19 protein-coding genes are annotated in these 20,458 nt (G+C 59.1%); 5 read left to right on the top strand and 14 right to left on the bottom strand.

Going from position 1 to position 20,458, the window contains the following annotated elements; genetic code table 11:
• Positions 1–195 precede the first annotated feature (195 nt).
• From IEX41_RS20445 to IEX41_RS20425, 5 genes are all read left to right on the top strand, one after another.
• On the top strand, positions 196–2,724 hold the full coding sequence (locus tag IEX41_RS20445) for a tellurite resistance TerB family protein (RefSeq protein WP_188792086.1): 2,529 nt from the start codon (positions 196–198) through the stop codon (positions 2,722–2,724).
• Positions 2,717–4,024: an ATP-binding protein gene (locus IEX41_RS20440; RefSeq protein ID WP_064260171.1), complete on the top strand. Its 1,308-nt coding sequence runs from the start codon at positions 2,717–2,719 to the stop codon at positions 4,022–4,024. Before IEX41_RS20445 ends, IEX41_RS20440 begins: the two co-directional genes overlap by 8 nt.
• 5 nt (positions 4,025–4,029) lie before the next feature.
• Entirely contained in the window at positions 4,030–6,201 is a 2,172-nt protein-coding gene (locus tag IEX41_RS20435; protein WP_043754075.1) for a DEAD/DEAH box helicase, read from the top strand.
• Positions 6,202–6,296: 95 nt separating this feature from the next.
• Positions 6,297–8,504, top strand: coding sequence for an AAA family ATPase (locus IEX41_RS20430; protein WP_188792085.1), 2,208 nt, complete (start codon positions 6,297–6,299; stop codon positions 8,502–8,504).
• An 11-nt stretch (positions 8,505–8,515) separates the two neighbouring features.
• The gene (locus tag IEX41_RS20425) at positions 8,516–9,208 is read left to right on the top strand and encodes a competence protein CoiA (RefSeq protein WP_132605693.1); all 693 of its coding nucleotides are present in this window, start codon (positions 8,516–8,518) and stop codon (positions 9,206–9,208) included.
• A 136-nt stretch (positions 9,209–9,344) separates the two neighbouring features.
• Here the strand turns inward: IEX41_RS20425 and IEX41_RS20420 are convergent, their stop codons facing one another.
• Genes IEX41_RS20420 through IEX41_RS20355 form a run of 14 tightly spaced genes read right to left on the bottom strand, consistent with a single transcriptional unit; the run spans position 9,345 to position 20,426 of the window.
• Positions 9,345–10,421 carry a TrbL/VirB6 family protein gene (locus IEX41_RS20420; protein ID WP_064260170.1) on the bottom strand — a complete coding sequence of 359 codons (1,077 nt, stop codon included), beginning with the start codon at positions 10,419–10,421 and terminating at the stop codon, positions 9,345–9,347.
• Between the two features lie 12 nt (positions 10,422–10,433).
• Positions 10,434–10,847 (bottom strand): hypothetical protein, encoded by a 414-nt coding sequence (locus tag IEX41_RS20415; RefSeq protein ID WP_043755080.1) that lies wholly within the window; start codon positions 10,845–10,847, stop codon positions 10,434–10,436.
• A complete protein-coding gene (locus tag IEX41_RS20410; RefSeq protein WP_043755076.1) occupies positions 10,844–11,038 on the bottom strand; it encodes a DUF4177 domain-containing protein in 195 nt (64 codons plus the stop codon). Before IEX41_RS20410 ends, IEX41_RS20415 begins: the two co-directional genes overlap by 4 nt.
• Positions 11,035–12,021 carry an ATPase, T2SS/T4P/T4SS family gene (locus IEX41_RS20405; protein WP_043755074.1) on the bottom strand — a complete coding sequence of 329 codons (987 nt, stop codon included), beginning with the start codon at positions 12,019–12,021 and terminating at the stop codon, positions 11,035–11,037. Before IEX41_RS20405 ends, IEX41_RS20410 begins: the two co-directional genes overlap by 4 nt.
• 4 nt (positions 12,022–12,025) lie before the next feature.
• A complete protein-coding gene (locus tag IEX41_RS20400; protein ID WP_043755071.1) occupies positions 12,026–13,405 on the bottom strand; it encodes a TraB/TrbI/VirB10 family type IV secretion system protein in 1,380 nt (459 codons plus the stop codon).
• Entirely contained in the window at positions 13,402–14,088 is a 687-nt protein-coding gene (locus tag IEX41_RS20395) for a TrbG/VirB9 family P-type conjugative transfer protein (RefSeq protein ID WP_173585992.1), read from the bottom strand. The genes IEX41_RS20400 and IEX41_RS20395 overlap by 4 nt, the downstream gene beginning before the upstream one ends.
• 11 nt (positions 14,089–14,099) lie before the next feature.
• Positions 14,100–14,753, bottom strand: coding sequence for a VirB8 family type IV secretion system protein (locus IEX41_RS20390; RefSeq protein WP_043755065.1), 654 nt, complete (start codon positions 14,751–14,753; stop codon positions 14,100–14,102).
• 15 nt (positions 14,754–14,768) lie between these two features.
• Positions 14,769–15,578 (bottom strand): type IV secretion system protein, encoded by an 810-nt coding sequence (locus IEX41_RS20385; RefSeq protein ID WP_043755082.1) that lies wholly within the window; start codon positions 15,576–15,578, stop codon positions 14,769–14,771.
• Positions 15,578–16,732 carry a lytic transglycosylase domain-containing protein gene (locus IEX41_RS20380; RefSeq protein ID WP_173585991.1) on the bottom strand — a complete coding sequence of 385 codons (1,155 nt, stop codon included), beginning with the start codon at positions 16,730–16,732 and terminating at the stop codon, positions 15,578–15,580. The genes IEX41_RS20385 and IEX41_RS20380 overlap by 1 nt, the downstream gene beginning before the upstream one ends.
• Positions 16,722–16,889, bottom strand: coding sequence for a hypothetical protein (locus IEX41_RS20375; RefSeq protein WP_008327378.1), 168 nt, complete (start codon positions 16,887–16,889; stop codon positions 16,722–16,724). Before IEX41_RS20375 ends, IEX41_RS20380 begins: the two co-directional genes overlap by 11 nt.
• A complete protein-coding gene (locus IEX41_RS20370; protein WP_188792084.1) occupies positions 16,886–19,261 on the bottom strand; it encodes a VirB4 family type IV secretion/conjugal transfer ATPase in 2,376 nt (791 codons plus the stop codon). Before IEX41_RS20370 ends, IEX41_RS20375 begins: the two co-directional genes overlap by 4 nt.
• Positions 19,251–19,529, bottom strand: a complete 279-nt coding sequence (locus tag IEX41_RS20365) for a VirB3 family type IV secretion system protein (RefSeq protein WP_008282962.1) — start codon at positions 19,527–19,529, stop codon at positions 19,251–19,253. The genes IEX41_RS20370 and IEX41_RS20365 overlap by 11 nt, the downstream gene beginning before the upstream one ends.
• The gene (locus tag IEX41_RS20360; protein ID WP_008282963.1) at positions 19,522–19,815 is read right to left on the bottom strand and encodes a TrbC/VirB2 family protein; all 294 of its coding nucleotides are present in this window, start codon (positions 19,813–19,815) and stop codon (positions 19,522–19,524) included. The genes IEX41_RS20365 and IEX41_RS20360 overlap by 8 nt, the downstream gene beginning before the upstream one ends.
• The gene (locus tag IEX41_RS20355) at positions 19,812–20,426 is read right to left on the bottom strand and encodes a lytic transglycosylase domain-containing protein (protein ID WP_017469729.1); all 615 of its coding nucleotides are present in this window, start codon (positions 20,424–20,426) and stop codon (positions 19,812–19,814) included. Before IEX41_RS20355 ends, IEX41_RS20360 begins: the two co-directional genes overlap by 4 nt.
• Positions 20,427–20,458: the final 32 nt, after the last annotated feature.

The following is a 20,458-nucleotide window of genomic DNA, read 5'->3' as shown; positions in this document are numbered from 1 at the left end:
CAAGCACCCATGTTTGCATGTTGGCGAAGGTTTGAGCCGAGTGCGTGACACGAACACGCCTGACCTCTTCGAAAACTGGTGAAATGTGCACCCCCACTGGGGATTCGATTGTTCTAGCAGAGAAAAATCGCCTAGAGGTTGAGAGGCGGGCGCCGTTCTCTTGAGACCGAACTGGCCAGTTAGGAGATTTTATTGATGAGTCTTGTATGGAAGGTTTTTCGCGTTACATTTTTTTTAGCGATTTATTTCTTTGCTGCTTTGTTAATTATTGCACTTGCATTGCAGTCATGGTCGGACGGCAGCCAAGTTCTTTTTGCATTGGGAGCGCCCATCTTTTTGGTTTGGTGGCAAGAAAGGCGGCGATCTAGAAAAATTGCCGCTACAAATGGCGGCGCAAAGAGTTCGGAAACAACAGAAACGAATTCAGCGCTGGTAGCGCCTCCAAATGCATATGAAAAACGTGTCGAGCGTGAACGCGAACGAACTCGCGAAGCCAATGTTTCCAGAGCATCGGCTGCGACTCAAGCCTATTCCCCACCGAAGCAGGACTACGCTGAGATCGTTCGCGCTGGAAAGTCTGCGGCGCCAGCTCTTGCGGCAGCCGCTGAAAGAAAACAATCTGGGCGAGTTGCATCGAGCAGGTCGTCCCGAACAAAGAAAAGCGGGTGGGTCCCCTCTAGCGAAACAGCTAGCGTCGCCGGTCGCAACATCGGCGGGATGGTCTATGTTGGCACGCCTCCCTTGCTGAACTCTTACGGGTATCGCGACAAATGCCGAGCCTATATCGATCCATCCCTGCCGGTCGCGCGCTCGGGCAGGGACAAGGCTGGCGATGGCATGCCGTATTGGCCCGGATACTCGGATATCTCACCCCAGTGTCGAGCAACCTACTTGGAGTGGTTGGCAACTGGGCGAAGCGACGCCTCCTATAACCCCGGCTACATGTTCCTGTACTTCTACGGGCTGGAGCGTCGCTTCTTCGTCGATCAGTCGAACGAAGATGCAAAGGAGATCGTCCAGGAAGTTCGGCGGCTGCAGTCACTCTACCCTGATAACCATTCCGTCAGGCGGTATTTGGGCGAGTTCCTCGATATCGCAATGATTGCCGAAACCGACCTTGACGCTATCGAGCCGATTTTCGAGAAGCAGGGCTGGGAACTTCCGTTCTCACTCAAATACGCAATCGGAGCCCAGATCGACAAAGGCGAGAACCTGACGGCTGACTGGTTGCTGAGTTGGTTCATCTGCCATCCGGAAACAAATCTGAGAACTCCCGCGACGCGGTGCCGTGACGAGTTCGCCGCTCTTTTCCGTATGCGGTTTGATCGGCGTTTTCCTGATGGGCTCAAAGTGACAAAACCCCGGAAATCACTCACGGCATCCTATCGCGCCGCCTCCAGCGAGTTTCAGGGATCTGCCAACCCAACCGTTGATGGCAAGCCGGTCCCGGATATTTCCGGCCTGCGCAAACCGGTCGAGATTGCCCAGGAGTTGGCTGACGAGGTGATGAACGATCTCGACAAGCTCAGTCGCTTCTTGGGCCGAAATCCTGATGGTCGCGGAAGCGTTGAAGCGCATGCCTTGCTGCCTTCTGAACTGTGGGATGCCTTCCCATCAGAGGAAATGGACCACTTGAAATCTTGGGCAAGCGATATTGTCGATCGGGGGGGATTGGTGCCGCTTGAGGAGGTGATCGGGCGTCTGGAGGGAGAAACGAACGAGAAGATCGGGAAACGGCAAATGACTGGAGCCGCCGACGCGCTCGCGCGCCTCGGTTTCGGTCTGGCACCCGACCCTCGGTTTGCTCTCCGGTCGCCCAAGGCGGAGGAGCCCGTTGTGCTTTTTAGTCTGGGTGAACCCATCGAAAGACTGGAGGAAGTTTCCGACAGCTATCGAAGCGCCTTGATCGAATTGGCACTTGGGTCGTTCGTCGTCCATGCGGATGGTCGCATCGCGGAGCCTGAACGCAGGGCGTTGGAAGATCAGGTTTCTGCCGCGACCCTCAGCGATCAGGAACGCCGCAGGCTGCGTGCAAACCTTGAATGGTTCCTAGCCGTGCCACCGGACATGGCGCTTCTGCGACGGAAACTGAAGGAGGTGGGCCAAGACAACCAGGCCGCCATGCGGGCAGCGCTGGTTGGTGCAGCACATGCCGATGGCATTATTCACTCCGACGAAGTCGCAAGCATCGAGAAAGTCTACAAGGCTTTGGGCCTTGATCCTGCGCTGGCCTACTCGGACCTGCATGCTGGCGAAGTTTCGGATGGTCCCCGCACTGTTCGTGCGTCGCAACCAGGTCGCCCGGGCGAAGCGATACCCGAGCTTGAAAAAGCCAGCGGACCCAAACTCGACGCGTCGCGGATCGCAGCAATCCGTTCGGACACTGAGCGCGTGTCGTCTGTCCTTGGGCAGATTTTCGACGTCGAAGAGGAAGAAAGTGGTGCGTCCGGGCCCGCCAGCCAAAGCCAGCTGGCGGGGCTTGACTCGAAACACGGCGCCCTTGTCCTCGAACTAGTTACTCGTGAGTATTGGTCTGAAACGGAGTTCGAGACGATCTGCGCCTCGCATGGCTTGATGGCGTCCGGGGCACTGGAAGTCGTGAATGAATGGGCTTTTGAGACCTACGATGAAGCGCTTCTCGACGAGTATGATGGATATGACGTGTCTCCGGAGATTGCGGAGGCGGTAAAAGAAAAGATGAGTGCGGAGGGCAGGGATGTCTAAGTTGAAACCACGTGAACGCGATGCAATCGTACAGGCGCTTCGGGCCGGGGTCGTGCCCAAGCTCGGTTTGCGCCATATTCAGGTCGGCCGCGTCCGGGAGATTGAAGAGCTCGTCAAGGACATGGACCGGATATCAGATGGCGGATCGGCGATCCGGTTCATCATCGGGGAATACGGATCGGGCAAGACGTTCTTCATGAACCTGATTCGCCTCGTGGCCTTGGAGAAAGGCCTGGTCGTGATGTTCGCGGATCTGGCGCCGGATCGCCGCATTCACGCGACCGGCGGACAAGCTCGGGGGCTTTATGCGGAGATGGCCCGAAACCTCTCGACGCGGACAAAGCCCGATGGCGGGGCATTGGCCAGCGTGGTGGAACGGTTTGTCAGCCAAGCTCACCGAGATGCTGAAGAACGGGATTTGCCCACTGGGACCGTCATTCGTGAACGCCTTGGCCACTTTGAAGAACTTACCGGAGGGTTTGAGTTCGCCGAAGTCATCCGTCGATATTGGGAAGGCCATGAGACCGGCGACGACGAGTTGAAATCCGCAGCCCTGAGATGGCTGCGCGGCGAGTTCGCGACACGCACCGACGCGCGCAAAGCGCTTGGTGTGCGAACGATCATCGACGACGCCAGTGTCTATGACCATCTGAAGCTTATGTCGGCATTTGTGTGCGAGGCCGGTTACAAAGGCTTGCTCGTCGGCCTCGACGAGATGGTGAACCTCTACAAGCTCACCTCGTCGCAGGCCCGCAATGCAAACTATGAACAGATCCTCCGGATCCTGAACGATGTGCTGCAGGGTAGCGCCGAGAACCTCGGATTTCTCATGGGTGGAACCCCGGAGTTTCTGATGAACACCCGTCGTGGGCTCTATAGCTACGAAGCCCTTCAGTCGCGTTTGGCCGAAAATACCTTCGCGCGAGACGGATTGGTCGACCTTTCAGGACCGGTTGTCCGGCTCGCCAGCCTGACCCCTGAAGACCTTTTCGTACTTCTGGCCAATGTCCGGCGGATCATGCAGGACGATGCCAGTGTTCTGCCGGACGCCGCACTCGAGGCATTCATGGCGCATTGCTCGGACCGGATCGGTGAAGCTTACTTCCGCACCCCGCGCAATACGGTGACGGCCTTCGTGAACCTGCTTTCCGTGCTCGAGCAAAACCCCGGTGTCGAGTGGAGCGATCTGATCGAAAAGATCGAAGTCTCCGAAGACCTCGGCGAAGACATGACCGAGGTAGACGAGTCGACTGGTGCCCAAGACCCCGGTGACGATGATCTGATCAGCTTCAAGCTCTGACGCCGATGAGCAGTGCGTTCGACAAACTGGCGAGACCTGTGCAGAAATGGATACGCCAGCAAGGATGGCGCGAACTTCGCGACATCCAGGCGCGATCCATCCGGACGATCTGCGAGACCAATACCGATTTGATCGTTGCGGCGTCCACGGCGGGCGGAAAGACCGAGGCGGCGTTCCTGCCGTTGATTTCACAGGTGCTTGACGAGCCGTCCGACGGCACCGGCTTCGACCTGCTCTACATCGGTCCGCTGAAAGCCTTGATCACGGACCAGGCCATGCGGCTGGAGGGCATGTGCCAAGAAGCAGAGCTTCCGGTTATTCCCTGGCACGGGGATGTCTCGCAATCCGTCAAGACGCGGGCGTTGAAATCTCCGAAAGGGATCCTGCTGATAACCCCAGAGTCCCTTGAGGCGCTTTTAATTCGTCGCGGTTTGGAAATCCCTCGCCTGTTTGGGGCCACGCGGGCGGTCGTTATCGACGAACTGCACACAGTCCTGGACAGCGAACGCGGTGTTCAGCTTCGTTCACTGCTCACAAGGCTCGAGCTTGCGATAAAGCGTCCAGTCCGTCGGATAGGTCTGTCAGCGACGCTGGGGGACATGGACCTCGCCAAGGCCTATCTTCGCCCTGACGCAGCAAGCTCTGTCCAGCTGATCGAAGCAAATGGCGGCGAAGCTGAATTGAAGCTTCAGCTTCGCGGCTACCTCTCAGGCGATGAAGATGACAATAGTCCATCCGCAACTGACGCCATAGCAGCCCATCTGTTCAAGCATCTTCGAGGCAGTGACAACCTGGTCTTCGCCGGGGCGCGCCAACGGGTCGAGATTTACGCAGATCGGTTGCGGGAGCTTTGCGAACGGGAGCACCTGCCACAGGAATTCTATCCCCACCACGCGAGCCTCTCCCGAGAACACCGTGACTTCGTTGAGCGGCGCTTGAAGGACCCTGCGAGACCGACAACCGCAGTATGCACGTCAACGCTTGAGCTTGGAATCGACATCGGTGACGTGACCTGCGTGGCTCAAATCGGTGCGCCATTCAGCGTTGCGGCTTTGCGACAACGGCTTGGCCGGTCAGGCCGGCGTGAAGGACAACCGGCCATTCTCAGGCAGTACGCTGTCGAAGCCAAATTGACGCCGGAGAGCAGTTTCGTGGATCGTCTTCGCCTCGGCCTGATTAGGTCCATCGCGATGATAGACCTGTTGCTTGAAGGCTGGTGCGAACCACCAAAACCGCAGGCGCTTCATCTCTCGACGCTCGTCCATCAGATACTGTCAGTCATCGCGCAGCGCGGCGGTGCGTCCGCAAGTGTGGTATACAACGTGCTCTGCCGCGAAGGCCCCTTCCGAAAGGTCACGACCGGAGTCTTCGCAGATGTGTTGCGTGCAATTGGACATCCAGAAACCGGCTTGATCGAACAGTCCGGGAGCGGGCTGTTACTTCTGGGACCGACAGGCGAAAAGCTGGTTGAGCATTACAGCTTCTATGCGGTGTTCCAGACACCTGAGGAATTCCGTTTGGTTGCAGAGGGGCGGGATCTTGGAACCCTGCCGATCGACAATGTTCTTGCGCCTGGGATGCTGCTGATATTTTCTGGGCGGCGTTGGGTGGTTCAAGAGATCCATGATCTTGAAAAGGTCATCGTGGTCAAACCCGCGAAGGCCGGTGTGCCTCCTGTCTTCGGCGGAGATGCGGGGGACATTCATGACGAGGTGATAGACCGGATGTTCACCGTGCTGGAGGGGGATATCAGTCCACCCTACATGGAGCCGGTTTCGCTAGCGATGCTTGACGAAGCGCGCGCCCACTATGAGCGACTCGGGTTCCGGACCAAGAACATCCACAGTCTTGGCGAGCATGCATCGATCATTGCAACCCGGGCTGGGACGGTTAAGACGTCAACCTTGGCGCTAGCGCTCAGAAGTATGGGGTTCTTGGTCGAACAGCATGACGGGTTTCTGATGGTGCAGACCGGGGACGAAACACCAGATCTACGCTCAGTGCTGGCAGATATTCGATCTGGCGAACCCGTTGATCTGTTCGCGGGAGCAGGTAACTTCATGTCTGAGAAGTTTCATCCGTACCTGTCGAAGCCGCTCTTGGAGTTGGATGCAGCCAGTTCGAAGCTTGTTCCTCAAATTCTTCCAACGTTGGTTGAAAGGATAATTCAGGCATGAGCGGTGGGAAGCAGAGGTTGTTTCCTTGCATGCTCTGAGCCGCTAGGGCCAAATGCAATGGCCTTTTGGGGCGCAGAGATCATTTGGAGAATGTCGTGGCTGACAAGCTGAACATAAATTTAAGATATTGCTATGGAATTGGAAAACTCGAGGCAGAGCTGGAGTTTAAGCACAAAGGCTACGCGATCTACGCTCCAAACGGTGTTATGAAAACATCGCTTGCGAAGACAATGATGGACCTTTCGGAAGGCAATTCGCCGAAGGACCTGCACTTCCCGAATCGCGAACCTACTTGTGAGATCACCCTGAATGGCGAAGCCATTAAGAAAGAGGAAATTTTCGTCGTTAAATCCTACGATGACAAATTCTCTTCAAGTCAGGTGTCCACTCTTCTTGCGAACGCCGAACTCAGAGCGAAGTACGAGGGAATCCATCAGTCGATTGGCGAAGCAAAGAAGGCTTTGGACAAAGCTCTCAGGAACGCTGCGGGGTTTGGAGAAAGATCACGGGAAAACTTAGACCCGATTATAGAGGATGTATTTGGCCGCAGCTACTATGAGGCACTTTCTGCGATTGAGGACGAGCTCAACGAACTTCATCAATCGGACCTCGGCAAAGCCGACTACAGAATCCTGTATGACCCAAAAGTTCAGCAATTCCTTGCCAGTGAAGATGTGGCGGCTGCGGTCGAAGACTTTGCGCAAAAGTATGACGAGATAACCGAACAATCGCCAATCCTTCGAAGGGATTTTCAGTATCACAATGTCGCCCAGGTTCAGCAGCAGCTCGAAGCGAACAACTTTTTTAACGCTGGACACAGCATCAGCTTGGCGGATGAAAAAACGGATCAGAAGGAAGAGGTTTCATCGGACCAATCTCTTCGCGAGCGAATCGAAGAGGAGAAGCTTCGCGTCTTGAACGATAAGGCGGTGGCGAAGAAATTTGACACATTCAATTCAAAGCTCAAAAACAAGGAGCTGCAGGCTTTCCGAGATTATATCACAGATAACAAACACCTTCTGCCCATGCTCAACGACCGGGAGGGCCTGAAACGTGACCTTTGGATGCAATATCTTCGGGCTGCACTTGATGAATACAAAGCGCTCGTATCCGAGTATCGAGCTGGTCAAAGTGCTCTCGCTGAAATCATCGCAGACGCGGACAGCAGCAGAGGTGATTGGGACGCTGTAGTGGCAGACTTCAATCGTCGCTTTCTCTACCTGCCGTTTGAACTTTCCGTTGAAAATAAGGCCGATGCGATCCTCAAAGGAAGTGCTCCTTCGATTGCTTTCATCATCAAAGATTCAGGTGAAGAGAGGCGTTACGCTTCATCCGAAAAGCAAGAGCTGCTCCGAGCGCTAAGCACAGGTGAAAGTCGCGCACTCTACATCCTTGATATCATGTATGAGGTGTTCGTGCGATGGAAGAACCGCACCAAGACCCTCTTTGTCTTTGACGACATTTCTGACTCGTTTGACTACAAAAACAAGTTCGCGATCATTGATTTCTTAGAGGATGTGACCAAGACCGAAGACACTAATTTCCTTGCCATCGTTCTGACTCACAACTTCGATTTCCTTCGAACAGTTTCAAGCAGAGATATCTGTCCAGCACATCAGTGTCGGCTGGCGTTTCGATCTGATGACGGGATCAAGCTTGAGCCATTCGAGCGGACGGACATCCAGAGTCCGTTTCGTAAGTGGCAAGGCAGGTTGGCCGAACCGTCAGTTCTAATTGCCTATATACCGTTCTTACGTAATTTAATCGAATACACGCTTGGCCCCAAAGATGCCGATGGGAATCCTAATGCTGACTACCTGCGGCTTACCAGGATGCTCCACTTCAAAGATGAAACGGAAGCCCTCACCATCGAGGATTACAAGGACGTGTTCGAACGCCATTTGGCCGGGTGTACATTCCCCGATGTTGATCTGACGCAGCCAGTTATTGAGCATCTTTTCGCGACCGCCGATGAGTGTGAAAAAGTTGCCGATGGCATCAATCTTGAGCACAAGATCGCTCTGTCAATCGCGATCAGAATGCGAGCCGAGCGATACATGGTCGCAAAGATCCGTTCTGCGGAGGCTGAATATGATGTTTCGAATAAACAAACAGGGAAAATATTTCAGAAATTCAAAGACTTGTTTAATAACGAAGCTGAAAAAATAGGCCTTCTACGCCGGGTCAATCTAATCACGCCAGCAAACATACATCTCAATTCCTTTATGTATGAGCCAATCTTAGACATGGGCATGGCCGAGTTAGTGACGTTGTACCAGAACGTAAAGTCAGATTTGAACTAGGCGTGATCGGAATGCGTTTTGCACTTTTGAATGGTCAACGAGTTGAGGCGACGCCTGGTGCCTTGGGCTACTGCCCAGGCTGCAATGCCGCCATGCTAGCTCGATGCGGTACCAAGAAGGTCTGGCATTGGGCGCACAAAGGCCGCCATCATTGTGATCATTGGTGGGAAAACGAAACCGAGTGGCATCGCGACTGGAAGAACCGGTTTTTTACCGACTGGCAAGAGGTGCCAGCTCGCGATGAAACTGGCGAGCTTCATATTGCGGATATCAAAACACCCTATGACCTTGTGATCGAGTTCCAGCACTCTGCTATCAAGTCGGATGAGGTAAGAAAGCGCACAGATTTCTACGGTCAAGTGATTTGGATTATCGATGGAACCCGCCGCCCAACTGATCTGACCCAATATGAACGGATGCTGTCAGAAAACTATCCGGAACGGTTCGACGGCGTAGATATCTACACCGTTTATTGCGAGGAAACACGGCTTCTCAAAGAATGGGGATCATTGGGCAAGATTGTCGGATTTGACTTTGGCGGCGAAAATCTATGCTTGCTGACAGCCGCACAAGGCAGAAGCCGCTATCTCTTCGACTTCCCAAAGGTGGAGTTCGCTAGGTTGATTTGTGAAGGGAGGCCGCTGCCAGTGGTTCAGTTCGCAGAACCCACCCAGCGTGGTTATCGAAGGCGTAGAGGATTCTAATAAAAGTCAGGCGGTAAGCAGTCGTTCTTGCTGGCAATCCTATTTTAATATAGTCAAACCTTTGGATATGCATACAGCCCGTGGCAGATCACCAGCGATACCTTTGCGGTTTTGGAGGGTTTTTCACATTTGCCCGTCACCGCCGCCCCAGCCTTCCCAACCGGGCCAGTTGAGCCAGCATTTGAGACCCTGCCCCAGGTGACCCAGTGCCACTTGCCTGTCCGGTCTGCCCCATGCCTTGCCGCACTGGCATCTGCTGCACACCAAAGAACTGCCGCGCTCTAAGGGCGGCATATTCCGCGCCACTGGCACCGCCGATCAGATAGCGGTTGTAGGCCTGCTGGCTGCCCATGGCGGCGCGGGCGAAGCTGTAGCCCCCGCCGAGACCTCCGGAGAGGGCGGGCATCATGATGTTGCCGGAGATCGCGCGAACGATGAAGGGCGTTGCGATGATGAAGCCCTTGGCCATGAGCACCATCATGAAGAAGGGAATGAGCGCGCCGATGTTTGAGGCGCCTTCAGGATCGCCAAGCTCGCCGATGAGTGCGGAGGAAACGCCGGTGATTGTCGCGAACACGCCGGCGACGACGATGGGGTAGAGCGCAAAGGAAACCAGCGCCGACAGCCAGCGCGCGAAGTAGTCTTTGGTCACCTCGAAGAGTGTCAGGAATATCATGACCGGCGCGATCCCGATCAGAAGCGCGATCATCAAACGCGAGGCCACGAGAATGAAGGCGGCCAGCCCGCCGAGGATGGAAAGCAGCAGCACCCCGACAATGTCGAGCATGGCCCCTGCCATCCAGTTCAACTCGGAACCAGCGGCATTCAAATAGTCCCCCAACTCGGCGATCAACCGGTCGAATTCTTCGGCGAAGGTACCAGAAGGGCCGGGAGTCCCACCACCGACCGAGGCCACGAGCGCCCCTGCAATGCTGTCGATCCCGGCAAGGATGGCGGATGAGAGCGCGTTGAACTGCACCCAGTTAGTCGCGAATATCCCGATCAGTCCGATCTTGACCGCGAGCCAGAATGCCGTGCGCCCGTCCATCGCCTTGTACTGGTAGATCATGTTGAGGAACACAAGGATCACCACCAATGTTGTTCCCAGCACCAGAAGCGTGCCGACAGTAGCTGCAACGGAACCGAACTGGGTTTCCGCCGCGGTGTCGAGATAGCCTTGGGAGGTTTCAACGAAATATGTGACGACGCTCATCGGGGATCAGCCTTACCAATTGCCCGCAGCGTCGCAGATGGCTTTGGCCTCGAGGCGAACGTCGTTGGCGCGTCGATTGTAGGTTTCGGAAGCTTCCAGCATTTCCCAGCGTTCGCCACTGGCGTGGCGCTCACGAAACACCGCCTCAGCTGCGTCCCAAGATGGGAACCGGGTCTCGCAATCGCAGCTGCCGGACTCGACAATCCGCTCGAGGTTTTGGGCGCGATAGATGTCCTGGACCAATACGCGCTGATAGGCTTGGCGCAGGGGGATTCCTTGCATCCAGCTGGGCTCAGCGGGCCGGTCCGGACAGACGTTGAAGCTGCGATCGAGCGTCGGCACTAGATTGCGCTCGGCGAAGGCGGGGACAGCCAGTAGGCTCAGGGCCACTCCGGTCAAAGCAACGCTTAGCCGTGCCAGCCTCATGCCGTGGCTCCGATGGTGGTCGTTTCGCGTTTCAGGAAGACCGTGTGCCCAACATTCGCGAATTCCGAGGAGCTGATCGACACCACCTCCCAGCCTTCCGCACCTTTGGCATTCAGGCTGGCTTGCATGTCGGCAAGGCTGGTTTTGCGGGTCATGGGAAAGGACAGGATATCGTATTCAAAGGTTTTCATTGGGAAGCTCCGATCTCATTGGTGCCGGGGAGGTAGAATTCGGTGATGCCGCGTTTGCCATCATGGCGACCGGCCTGGATGATTACGTCGATGGAGTTCTCGATGTACTGGATCATGTCGGCATAGGTCATCGGGATCTCGGTCTTGAGTGCGGCGATGGCCAGACGCTGCACGGCAAGTTGCGGGGTTTCTGCGTGCAGCGTGGTCATTGAGCCGCCATGGCCAGTGTTGATCGCCTCGAGGAAGGTCATGGCTTCCTTGCCGCGCACCTCGCCCAGGATGATCCGGTCGGGGCGCATGCGCAACGTTGCGGTGAGCAGCACATCGGCGGTCTGGAACTCCGCATCGCGATTGGCGATGAGGGTCACGGCATTGGGCTGGGTCGGCAGAAGCTCGGCGGCTTCCTCGATGGTGACGATGCGTTCCTCGGATGGCACGTGCGAGAGGATCTTGCGTGCAGCCACGGTCTTGCCGGTGGAGGTGCCGCCAGAGACGATCATGTTAAGCTTGTTGTCGACGCAAAAGGCCAGCGCATCGTCGATCACGCCCGCGGCCACCACTTCGCGCAGTTCGTGGGTTTTCTCGAGGCGGAGTTCTTCAAGCTTGCGTTCCTTGCCAAAAAGGAAATCAAGCGCAATCCCGTCAAGCGGCAGGCTTGAGAAGAACCGAAGGCTGATCGACATGGCCGAGAGCACGGCAGGCGGGGTGATGACCTGTGCGCGGATCGGGCGCCCCTTGTAGGTGATCGAGACCGAGACGATCGGGCGGTCCTTGCTCATCGTTGTGTTGGCGGAAGAGGCGATCTGGTTGCCGAGGTCCTTCACTTCTGTTGCGGTCAACGCCTGGTCCAGCCTCCGCATGAAGTGATCGCCCTGGAATTCGCCCCAGCAGGTGCCATCAGGGTTGATGCAGATCTCGATGACATCGTCGCGAGCGGCGGCGTCGATCCGGTCGAGCGAGGTTTCGAGATAGCTCAGCGACATGGGCTCAGAATATCTCCAGATCGCGGTCGACCATGACCGTGACGCGGGCGCCCTGGTCGACATAGATGACGGGGCCGATGGAGAGGTAATCGCCTATGACGCTGTCCGTGGCATCTGCCAGATCATCGCCAACGTCTTCGAGAGCGTCGGCGGCAGTCTCATCCTGGACTTCGGAGGCGGCAGCACTGGGTGCTGCTGAGATCAGCGAGATCAGGGCGGCCGACCCGAAACGCTCGGCGAAGCGTGTGTCCACGAAACCGGTGACGCCAGAACGGCCCAGTTCATCACCTCCGAAGGAGCTGATCTGGACGGTCTGGCCCGCGGGCAGGATGATCCGGTCCCAAGCGATAGTCACGCGGCGCTGCGCGATATCGACGCCAGCGCGGTAGCGCCCGATGAGACGGGATCCGCGGGGGATCAAGAGGCGCGCGCCATCGACGCTGTAGACATCCTCGGACACCACGGCACGGGTCTGGCCGGGCAGGGAGCTGTCAAGGGCAGTTTCCATGACGGCCTGGATCATGGTGCCCTGTAGAATCGTGTTGGAGGGATTGGCGATCACCTCGGCCTGCGTCACGGTAGAGGGCAGCGCCCCGTTCAGCACGAAATCCGTCACCTCGCCAAAAGTGCGTTCGGTCAGAGCTGTTTCATTCGCTCCGGAGGCACCGCCAAAAGCGATGGTCGGCGAGGCGATGCGCCGCTCCTGGAAGGCGCGTTCCTCCGCGGCGCGGCGTTCAAGTTCCGCGAGCCGTCTTGCTTCTTCCTCGCGCCGGAGCCGCTCTTCTTCCCGCGCGCGTAACTCGTCCTCGGTGGGCCCGATGGGTGCCGGAAGGGGCCGGTTGGCCTCAAGCTGCGCGAGCTCAAGGTCCATGCGGAGTTGCTCCAGTTCGCGGTCGCGCGCCGTGAGCTCATCGCGAAACTGCTGTTGCGCGGTTTCCGACGCGGCTTGCAGGGCCGCGATCTGCGCGGTCAGCGCGTCAATCGCATCTGCGGCAGCGGTGTCTTCCTCGACAACTGGTTCAGGGGCGTTGCGCAACTCCTCGATCTGGGCCTGCAGCGCGGTGATCTGCGCCAGAAGCTCCGCGTTGGGCTCGACTGGATCCGGTCCGACAAACACAACCTCGGGCTCGGGCGGGGGCAAGGTCTCGATGGCGCCAAAGCCGTCCCCCTCGTTTTGGAAGACATCCGGGGTGGCCGTCGGCAAGGCTTCCTCTTCGTCGGGCTGTGAGAGAAGATAAAGCAGGGCACCACCCGCGCCGATGACGAGGACCACGATCAGCGCGAGAAGGGGCGACCGGCGCTGCGCCGCCGTGGGGGCGCGGGCACTGCCTTTCTCAAGGGCGGCGAGGCGTTTTTCCAGCTCGGTGTTCTCGGTATCGCTCATGAGGCGGCCTCCGCGGGCGGGATCGCCTCGATGCAGACCACCTCTTCGCCAAGTCGCAGGACCCATTGGCGGTTTACGCCGCTGACGCGGATCACACCGTCCTCAGGGGTTTGCGTGTTGACCGTGCGTTCACGGCCGCCCGCGTAGCGGAAGATCGCTGGCACAGGTGCGTTTCTTGGAAAGGCGAAATACGTGAACGTCCCGTCATCCCAGATGCGGGTTGGCGTGAACTCGGTCCGCGCGCTGGCGCCGTAATTGTAGTTCGGCGCTTGGGCGGCGATGGCCCGGATCGGGCGCGCAGCGTCGTCAGGGTAGCGGAACTGCACAACGTAGAAGGTCGGGCTGCGGACCTCCTCGACGTTGAAATAGTAGCTTCGCCTGTTCGTGTAGACCGTCACATTGGTATGGACACCGCGCGCGACGGGCTTGATTGCAAAGGCCTGACCACCGGGGACGCCATCGATCTCGAAGCCTTCCGTGTCGCCCGCGATGATCGAGCGGATGCTTTCACCCTCACCGAATTCGACCGTGGTCACATGGGTGAGCGACACGCTGAGACGGTAGACCTGACCCTCCTGGTAGGTGGCCAAGCGCACTCGGCTGTCGTTGGGACCGCCACGCGGGATGGTTTCGGCAGAGGCGAGGCCGGGCAACAGGGCAATGACAAAAATAAGCGATCTCATATACAACAACGTCAGTTCTCCAATCTGTCGGAGCGGATGGAATATTCGCGCACGGTGAAGCCGAAGGGGTTGGTCCAGACCTCGTCGATGGAGCGGCGGGTCTCCGGGCGGAACTCGAAGAGAAGCGTCGCAGTGAAGAGGCCGGTCTGGGTGCCGTTAATGGACGTCAGGCGCTTGCGCAGGCGGACCGTCGCGCGGTTGGTTCCGATCCGGTTGATGCTGAGGATTTCCACGTCGAGCCTGGCGTTGGGGCCATAGACGGTCGGCGGGTAATTCTCGTTGGCGCTGTTCCAGATCTGGCGCAACCCGCTCTCGGCAGCTCCGTCCGAGCGGCGCAGGACGCTGCGGATGCGCAGGTCGTTGTCGAGCTGGTTATAGACCTCGCGGTCGGTCACGTAGCGGAAGACCTCCGCCTCGATGATCGCCTGGTTGGCTGTGACAGACGTCGCGCCCACCGAAGCCTCGGGCAGGGCAAAGCCGGTGGCGGGATCATAGGGCACGACCACAGGCGGCGGATCGACATCGAGGATCGCGACAGCCGCCGCGCTCAGGCATCCGAGAATGCCGAAGATGAGCCCGATGAGCCCAAGGCGCTGCCAGAGGCGTTCACGGCGCAGAGCACCATAGACCAGCTCTTCTTCGATGATTTCCTGTTCACTCGCCACGCGTCATGCCTCAAATCAGTCTGCGCGCAGGTCCGGCAGCGTAAAGTCCATGAAGCGCTGCTCTTCGGCGATGGTGGCGGCATCGATCACGCCGCCGGTGCCATCGCCCACGGTCTGGATGGCTTCGAGTTGCCACATGGCGACCAGTGCAATGGCGAGCTCCGCGGTCACGCGCGTGTTGAGATCGATGCTTTCCTTTAGTTCGTCCATGTCGTCGATGAGCCCGACAAGGCGGTCGACCCGCTCGAGCGATTGGCCGGCATCCTCATAGCTGTTCTGGGCTGCCGCCGAGACAAGGGCACCGGTGGTGGCCTGCGTCGCCACGCGGTTGGCCCCGGGATTGCCGCTCGTGGCCATTTCCGAGAGGGTGTCATCGTCAAATCCGAGATCGGCCAGCACCCGATCCATCTGGGTTTCGATTTCGCCCGCGCCGGAGCCCGAGAGGCCCGAGAAATCTCCCGTCTTGATCGCCTCAATCGTGGCGAGGATATCGCCGAACTCTTGGTCGAGTAGGCCATTGAGTTCGTCTTCCATCTCGGTGCGGATGATTTCTGGAAGCTCGGCGAGGCGGGTGAGGGCCTCGTAGGTTCTTTGCAGCTCCGCGAGTTGGTCCGTGAGAAGGCCGAGCTGTTCGCGGAGCTGCGTCAGCTGCTCGTTTTGCAAGATCTCGTCCTCGATCATCTGCCGCAGCTGCTGGATGTTTTGCGCGATGTTCTGGGTATCGACGACGGGCACGCCTTGCGCGAGGACGGGGGATAGGGCGCCAAGATGCAGACCAACCCCAAGTGTCGTGGCCAAAGCTGTCCTCAAGAGCAGATGTCCCATCATTCAATCTCCCTGATCGTAAAATCCATGAACGCGCCTTCGGCCATGCGGGCGCTGGCCTGGGCCAGCTCTTCGGCGGAGAGCACGCGGGTGCGGGCGGCCTGAAGCCGGATGCGGGCGGCCACGAGACGCACGAGTTCGGCGCGGGCATAAGTGTTGAGCGCAACGCTCTCCTGCACATCCTCGGTCTCGGAAATCCGTTCGACGATATCCGCAATACGTAGGGCGGCTTGCCTGATCGCGGCGGGTGAGTTGTTGCCATAGAAGGCCGCGCCGTGCCCAGTGAGCGAGAGGTTGGCATTGGCCAGAAGCGCGGGGTCGATCGTGCCAAGCGCTTCGATCCCGCCGATACGGGTCAAATAGAGGTTATAGCGTTCGGGGATCACCTGGACGTAGTGCTGGGTCTCGCGAAAGGGTGGCACGCCGCCATACTCGAAAACCCGGCCGGGTCCCGCGTTATAGGCCGCGAGCGCATTGATGATATTGCCGTCGAAGGTGTTGAGCTGTGTCGCGAGATAGCGTGCACCGCCATGCACCTGCAGGTAGGGGCTGTCATAGTATTCCGGATTGATGCCCAGATCGCTGGCGGTACCGGGCATGATCTGGGTGAGGCCAAAGGCGCCGACGGGAGAGCGTGCACCGATGGTGAAACGGCTTTCCTGCCAGATCAGCGCCTGTAGGAGTGCGCGCCATTGGACCGGGGAGAGGCCCGCGCGGCCAACGCCGGCAAAGCCGCTGGTCTCCTGAGCCACGCGGATAATGAGCTGCTCGATGTTTTCCGCCGCATCCCCGAACATCTGCGCACCGCCGGGATTGGGGTCGATGTCGGCATTGCCATAGACCGCCTCGACTGACCGGGCCGGATCCCCGCTGCCGCTTTCCAGCCCCGAGACCATAGCCGGCAAGCCCTGACCGCCGAAGCTGGTCTGGGCATCGAGGATGCGTTGCAGGGTTTCCAGCTGCTCCCGTTCGATCTCGGCAATGAGTTCGCGCACGGCAAGCTTGTCGGCCTGAACGGCCAAGTCAGCCTCGCGATCGCCAGTCTCGACGATGTCACGCGCGGTCAGCCCACTGTCATTGGTCGGCACGCCTTGAGACAAAGCGAGACCGGGCAGCAGGCAAAGGGCCAGGATATGAGGCAGGCTAGACTTCAATGTCGCCCTCCGGTGCGCCAAGGGGCGTGAAGGTGCAATCAGGCGAGATGGCTGTCGTGGAGGCGAGGAAGGTGAAGCAATTGGCCTGCGGTTCCTGGTACTGGGCACAGGAGGCCAACGCACCGAGCGCGGCAACGAACATCAAAATACGGGTCATGAAAGCCTCCAGAAATCAGGGCGGTCGCGGTAATCGGCGCCGACAAGCGCTTCGCCCTTTTCCATGCCGCCAAGGATGGTGAGATTGGGTCCAAGCGCGCTCAGATCGGCATCGACGACGATCGAGCCCTGATCGTCGCGGATCAGCGCCAAGCGGCTGTTGCTGCCCGTGTTGAGAAGGACATCGAGCTCCTTCTCCGTGAGGTTCAGCATGGCGTAGTCCGCTGGCTGCGCGCGGATATTGGGGAGCAGGATCTGCGTCGGCACCGCCTCGATGATGGTCTTGCCGGTCCGGGTGCGCTCGAGCTGGCTTGCGTATTGCGTCATCATCACCGCGACCGTGTTCTGTTTGCGCGCTGTCACCAGCCAGTTCGACAGCCGCTCGGCGAAATACGCGTTATCGAGGGCCTTCCAGGCCTCGTCGATCACGATGATGGTGGGGCGGCGGTCCTCGATTTCGCGCTCGACCCGGCGGAAGAGATAGGACAGGACCGCCATCCGTTCCTTGTCGGCCTCGCTGTCGAGAATGCCGGTCAGATCGAAGCCCACCACATCGCCCTTGAGCGAGAACGTGTCCTCGAGGCTCTGCCCGAAGATCCAGCCATAGCGGCCGTCCTCGGTCCATTCGAGCAGGCGCTGGTGCAGATCGCCGCCATCGTCGGTGGACACAAAAAGCGATGCGAAATCCCGCCAGTTCCGCAGGGCCGGGTTTGTGGCCTGCGCGTTCTGGCGCACGACTTCCTGGATGCGATTGGTCTGGGCAGGAGTGAGCGGCTTGTCGGCGCGGTAGAGCAGGGTGACAAGCCAGTCCGAGAGCCAGGCGGTGCCGCGCGCATCGGTCTCGGTCCAGAGCGGGTTGAGGCCCGTGGGCTGACCGGCGTTCAGGGACGCGTAGCGCCCGCCATTGGCGCGGACCGCCATCTCCATACCAAGACGGTAATCGAAGACGAAGATCCGCGCGCCTGCGCGACGGGCTTGCGTCATCAGAAAGGCGGACAGCACCGATTTGCCCGACCCGGGCCGACCCATGATCAGGGTATGCCCGCTGGTCGGTTCTTTGTCCGGGCTGCCCTGCTCGTGGTAGGAAAACCGGTAGGCGCTCTGCTCCGGCGTGGGCAAATAAGTGACGACCCGGCCCCAAGGGGTAAGTGCTGCGGGTTTGCCGAGCTGCGTCCGGTGGAAGGCCGCAAAATCCGCGAAGTTGCGATTGGTGACGGCGCTCGCGCGGACACGCTTGGGCTGGTTGCCGGGGTGCTGGCTGAGGTAATGGGCCTTTGCGGCGACCCGCTCGCCGATCATTTTCACGCCCTCGGTCGCGGCGGCATTCACGATCTCGGCGCTGAGCGTCTGCAGCTCTTCGAGCGTTTCGCAGAAGATCGTCACGACCATGTGGTGCTCACCGAAGCTCTGGCGTTTGGCCTCCAGATCATCGGCGGCGATGTCGAGCGCTTCCATAAGCGATAGGGCGGCGTCCTGGCTCGCCTGCATCTGGCGCTTTTGCCGCTTGATGCGGCCCGCCATGAGGTTCGAATTGATCGGCGTGAAGGAGTGCGTGACGATCATGTCGACCGGCAGGTTCAGCATGTCGAACATGGTGCAGGATGTGGCCTCAGCATATTCCCCGATGGTGAAACTCTTGCCGTAGCGATGGCCCACCACGCCTTCCGAGAGCTCGAAATGCTCGCCGTGGAACGTCACGCGGGTATTGGCGACGTTGAAGGACAAAAAGCCGTAGGTGTTGGCCGGGTAGAGCGGCAGCTCTGTTCCGGTGTTGAGCGCCCCCAGAAACCCCACCAACTCCCCCGATGCAGCCGACAGCAGGCGCGGCTTGAGCTCGGTAAGCCCCGAGAGGAAGACGTTCACGGCCTCACCGAGGCGCTGCAGGCGTTTGCGGGTCTCCTCCTTCAGTCGGTCCGGCGCGCTGCGGCTCAGGAACGGCAGGAGGCTTTTCGGGGGCGGACGGTGAATGACGGTGAGCGTCAGCGTCTTGTCGCGCAGCCCGCTGGTCTCGAGTTTTGCGCGCCAGCGCCGGTCCACCTCGCCTGCGAAGCTGTCCTCACGGATCGGGTCGAGATCAGGTTTGATGGCCTTGGAGACCTTGTGGACGTAATAGCTGAATTCCGGCCCGAGCTGCGCGACGATGCGGGCAAAAAGCGCCGTCACCTTGTCGAGATAGGCATCGTCGGTCGTGTAGCTGTTGATCCCCTCGAGCCGAATGCAGCGGAAGAGTTCGTTCACCCGGGTCCGCACGGTCTGGTCGTCGACGAGGCTTACATAGGGCAGCATATGCGCGAGGCGGGTCTCGCGCGCATACCAGTCTGGCGTCATTGTGCGGGCATCGAGCGCAGCACCACGGGCGTCATCACGGGGCATAGCTGTCCCCGCCATGGATGGACCTGTTGCGCGTGGGCGGTGTCTCCTGCAGGGCCGTCATCATCACGTCGATGAAACGCGGGTCCCAATCTGCGGCCTTCCACAGCACCGGATAGAGCAGGGCGGCGAAACCCAGCACCGCGATGTGCTGGACCCAGACGAACAAGAGCACAGAGCCGAAGAGCCAGACCATCGCGTACATGATGGGCAGGCCCAGAAGCTTCGGCGGGCGCACGAGGCCCAGAAAGAGGGGCGAGCGTTCAGCCACCGGCGAAGACCGCGGCAACAATGGTGGGAGCGGCGGCAACACCAGCGATGCCCACGAGGACCCAAAGCGCTTGGCGCAGGTCGATGATGTTGAAGAACCAGCTCAAGAAAACGCCGAGGACCGCGAGTGTGGCGATGACCACACCAAGAGGGCCGGTCAGCGCATCGACAATGCCCTGCAACAAGCTCTGGATCGGGGAGAGATCGATGCTCTGTGCAAGGGCGGGCTCGGCAATGAACAGGAATAGCGCCAGCGAGGCGACAAAGAGGTTTGAAATCTGTTTCACGAATTTGATCCTTCCAATCGGGCCACGACGGCCATGACACGGGCCACGTGGTTCTGGGTTTCTCGGTAAGGGGGAATGCCACCGTGTTGGCGCACGGCGTCGGGACCGGCGTTGTAGGCCGCCAGCGCCAGATGCGGATCGCCGAAGCGCTCCAGCATCATCGCGAGGTAGCGGGCAGAGCCGTCGAGGTTCTGTTGAGGGTCACGCGGGTCGACGCCCAGATCACGCGCCGTCGCTGGCATCAATTGACCAAGGCCAATGGCACCTGCACTTGAAATCGCATCCTGCCGGTAGGCGCTCTCAACCTCGATATTGGCTCGATAGAGAGCTAGCCAATCCGTCACGGAAAGCCCCGCGCGACGCAGGCCGGGATGGCCGGCATAGCGCAAGGCCGTGGTCTGAATCCCGGAGAGGACATCGGCGCGGGGCAGGGGAGTCGGGCGGGCAAGGGCCGCGACTTGGACGCCCTCTTGCTCGGCCTCTACCTCGCCGAAGATCGCGATCCCATCGGAGGCCGAACTCTGACCAATCCCTTCATTGTAGTTTCGAGCAAAGCTGCTCTGAGAGCGGGACGGGGTCAGGGAGCCGTCGCTCTCCATGACCAGGACCATTTGCGCTGAGGCAGGTGCTGCGACCAGCCAGA

This window comes from Salipiger pallidus, from assembly GCF_014643635.1.
In the GTDB taxonomy this organism is placed as follows: Bacteria; Pseudomonadota; Alphaproteobacteria; order Rhodobacterales; family Rhodobacteraceae; genus Salipiger; species Salipiger pallidus.
The sequence above is the reverse complement of the archived record's forward strand: the minus strand, read 5'-3'. Positions and strand labels throughout refer to the sequence as shown.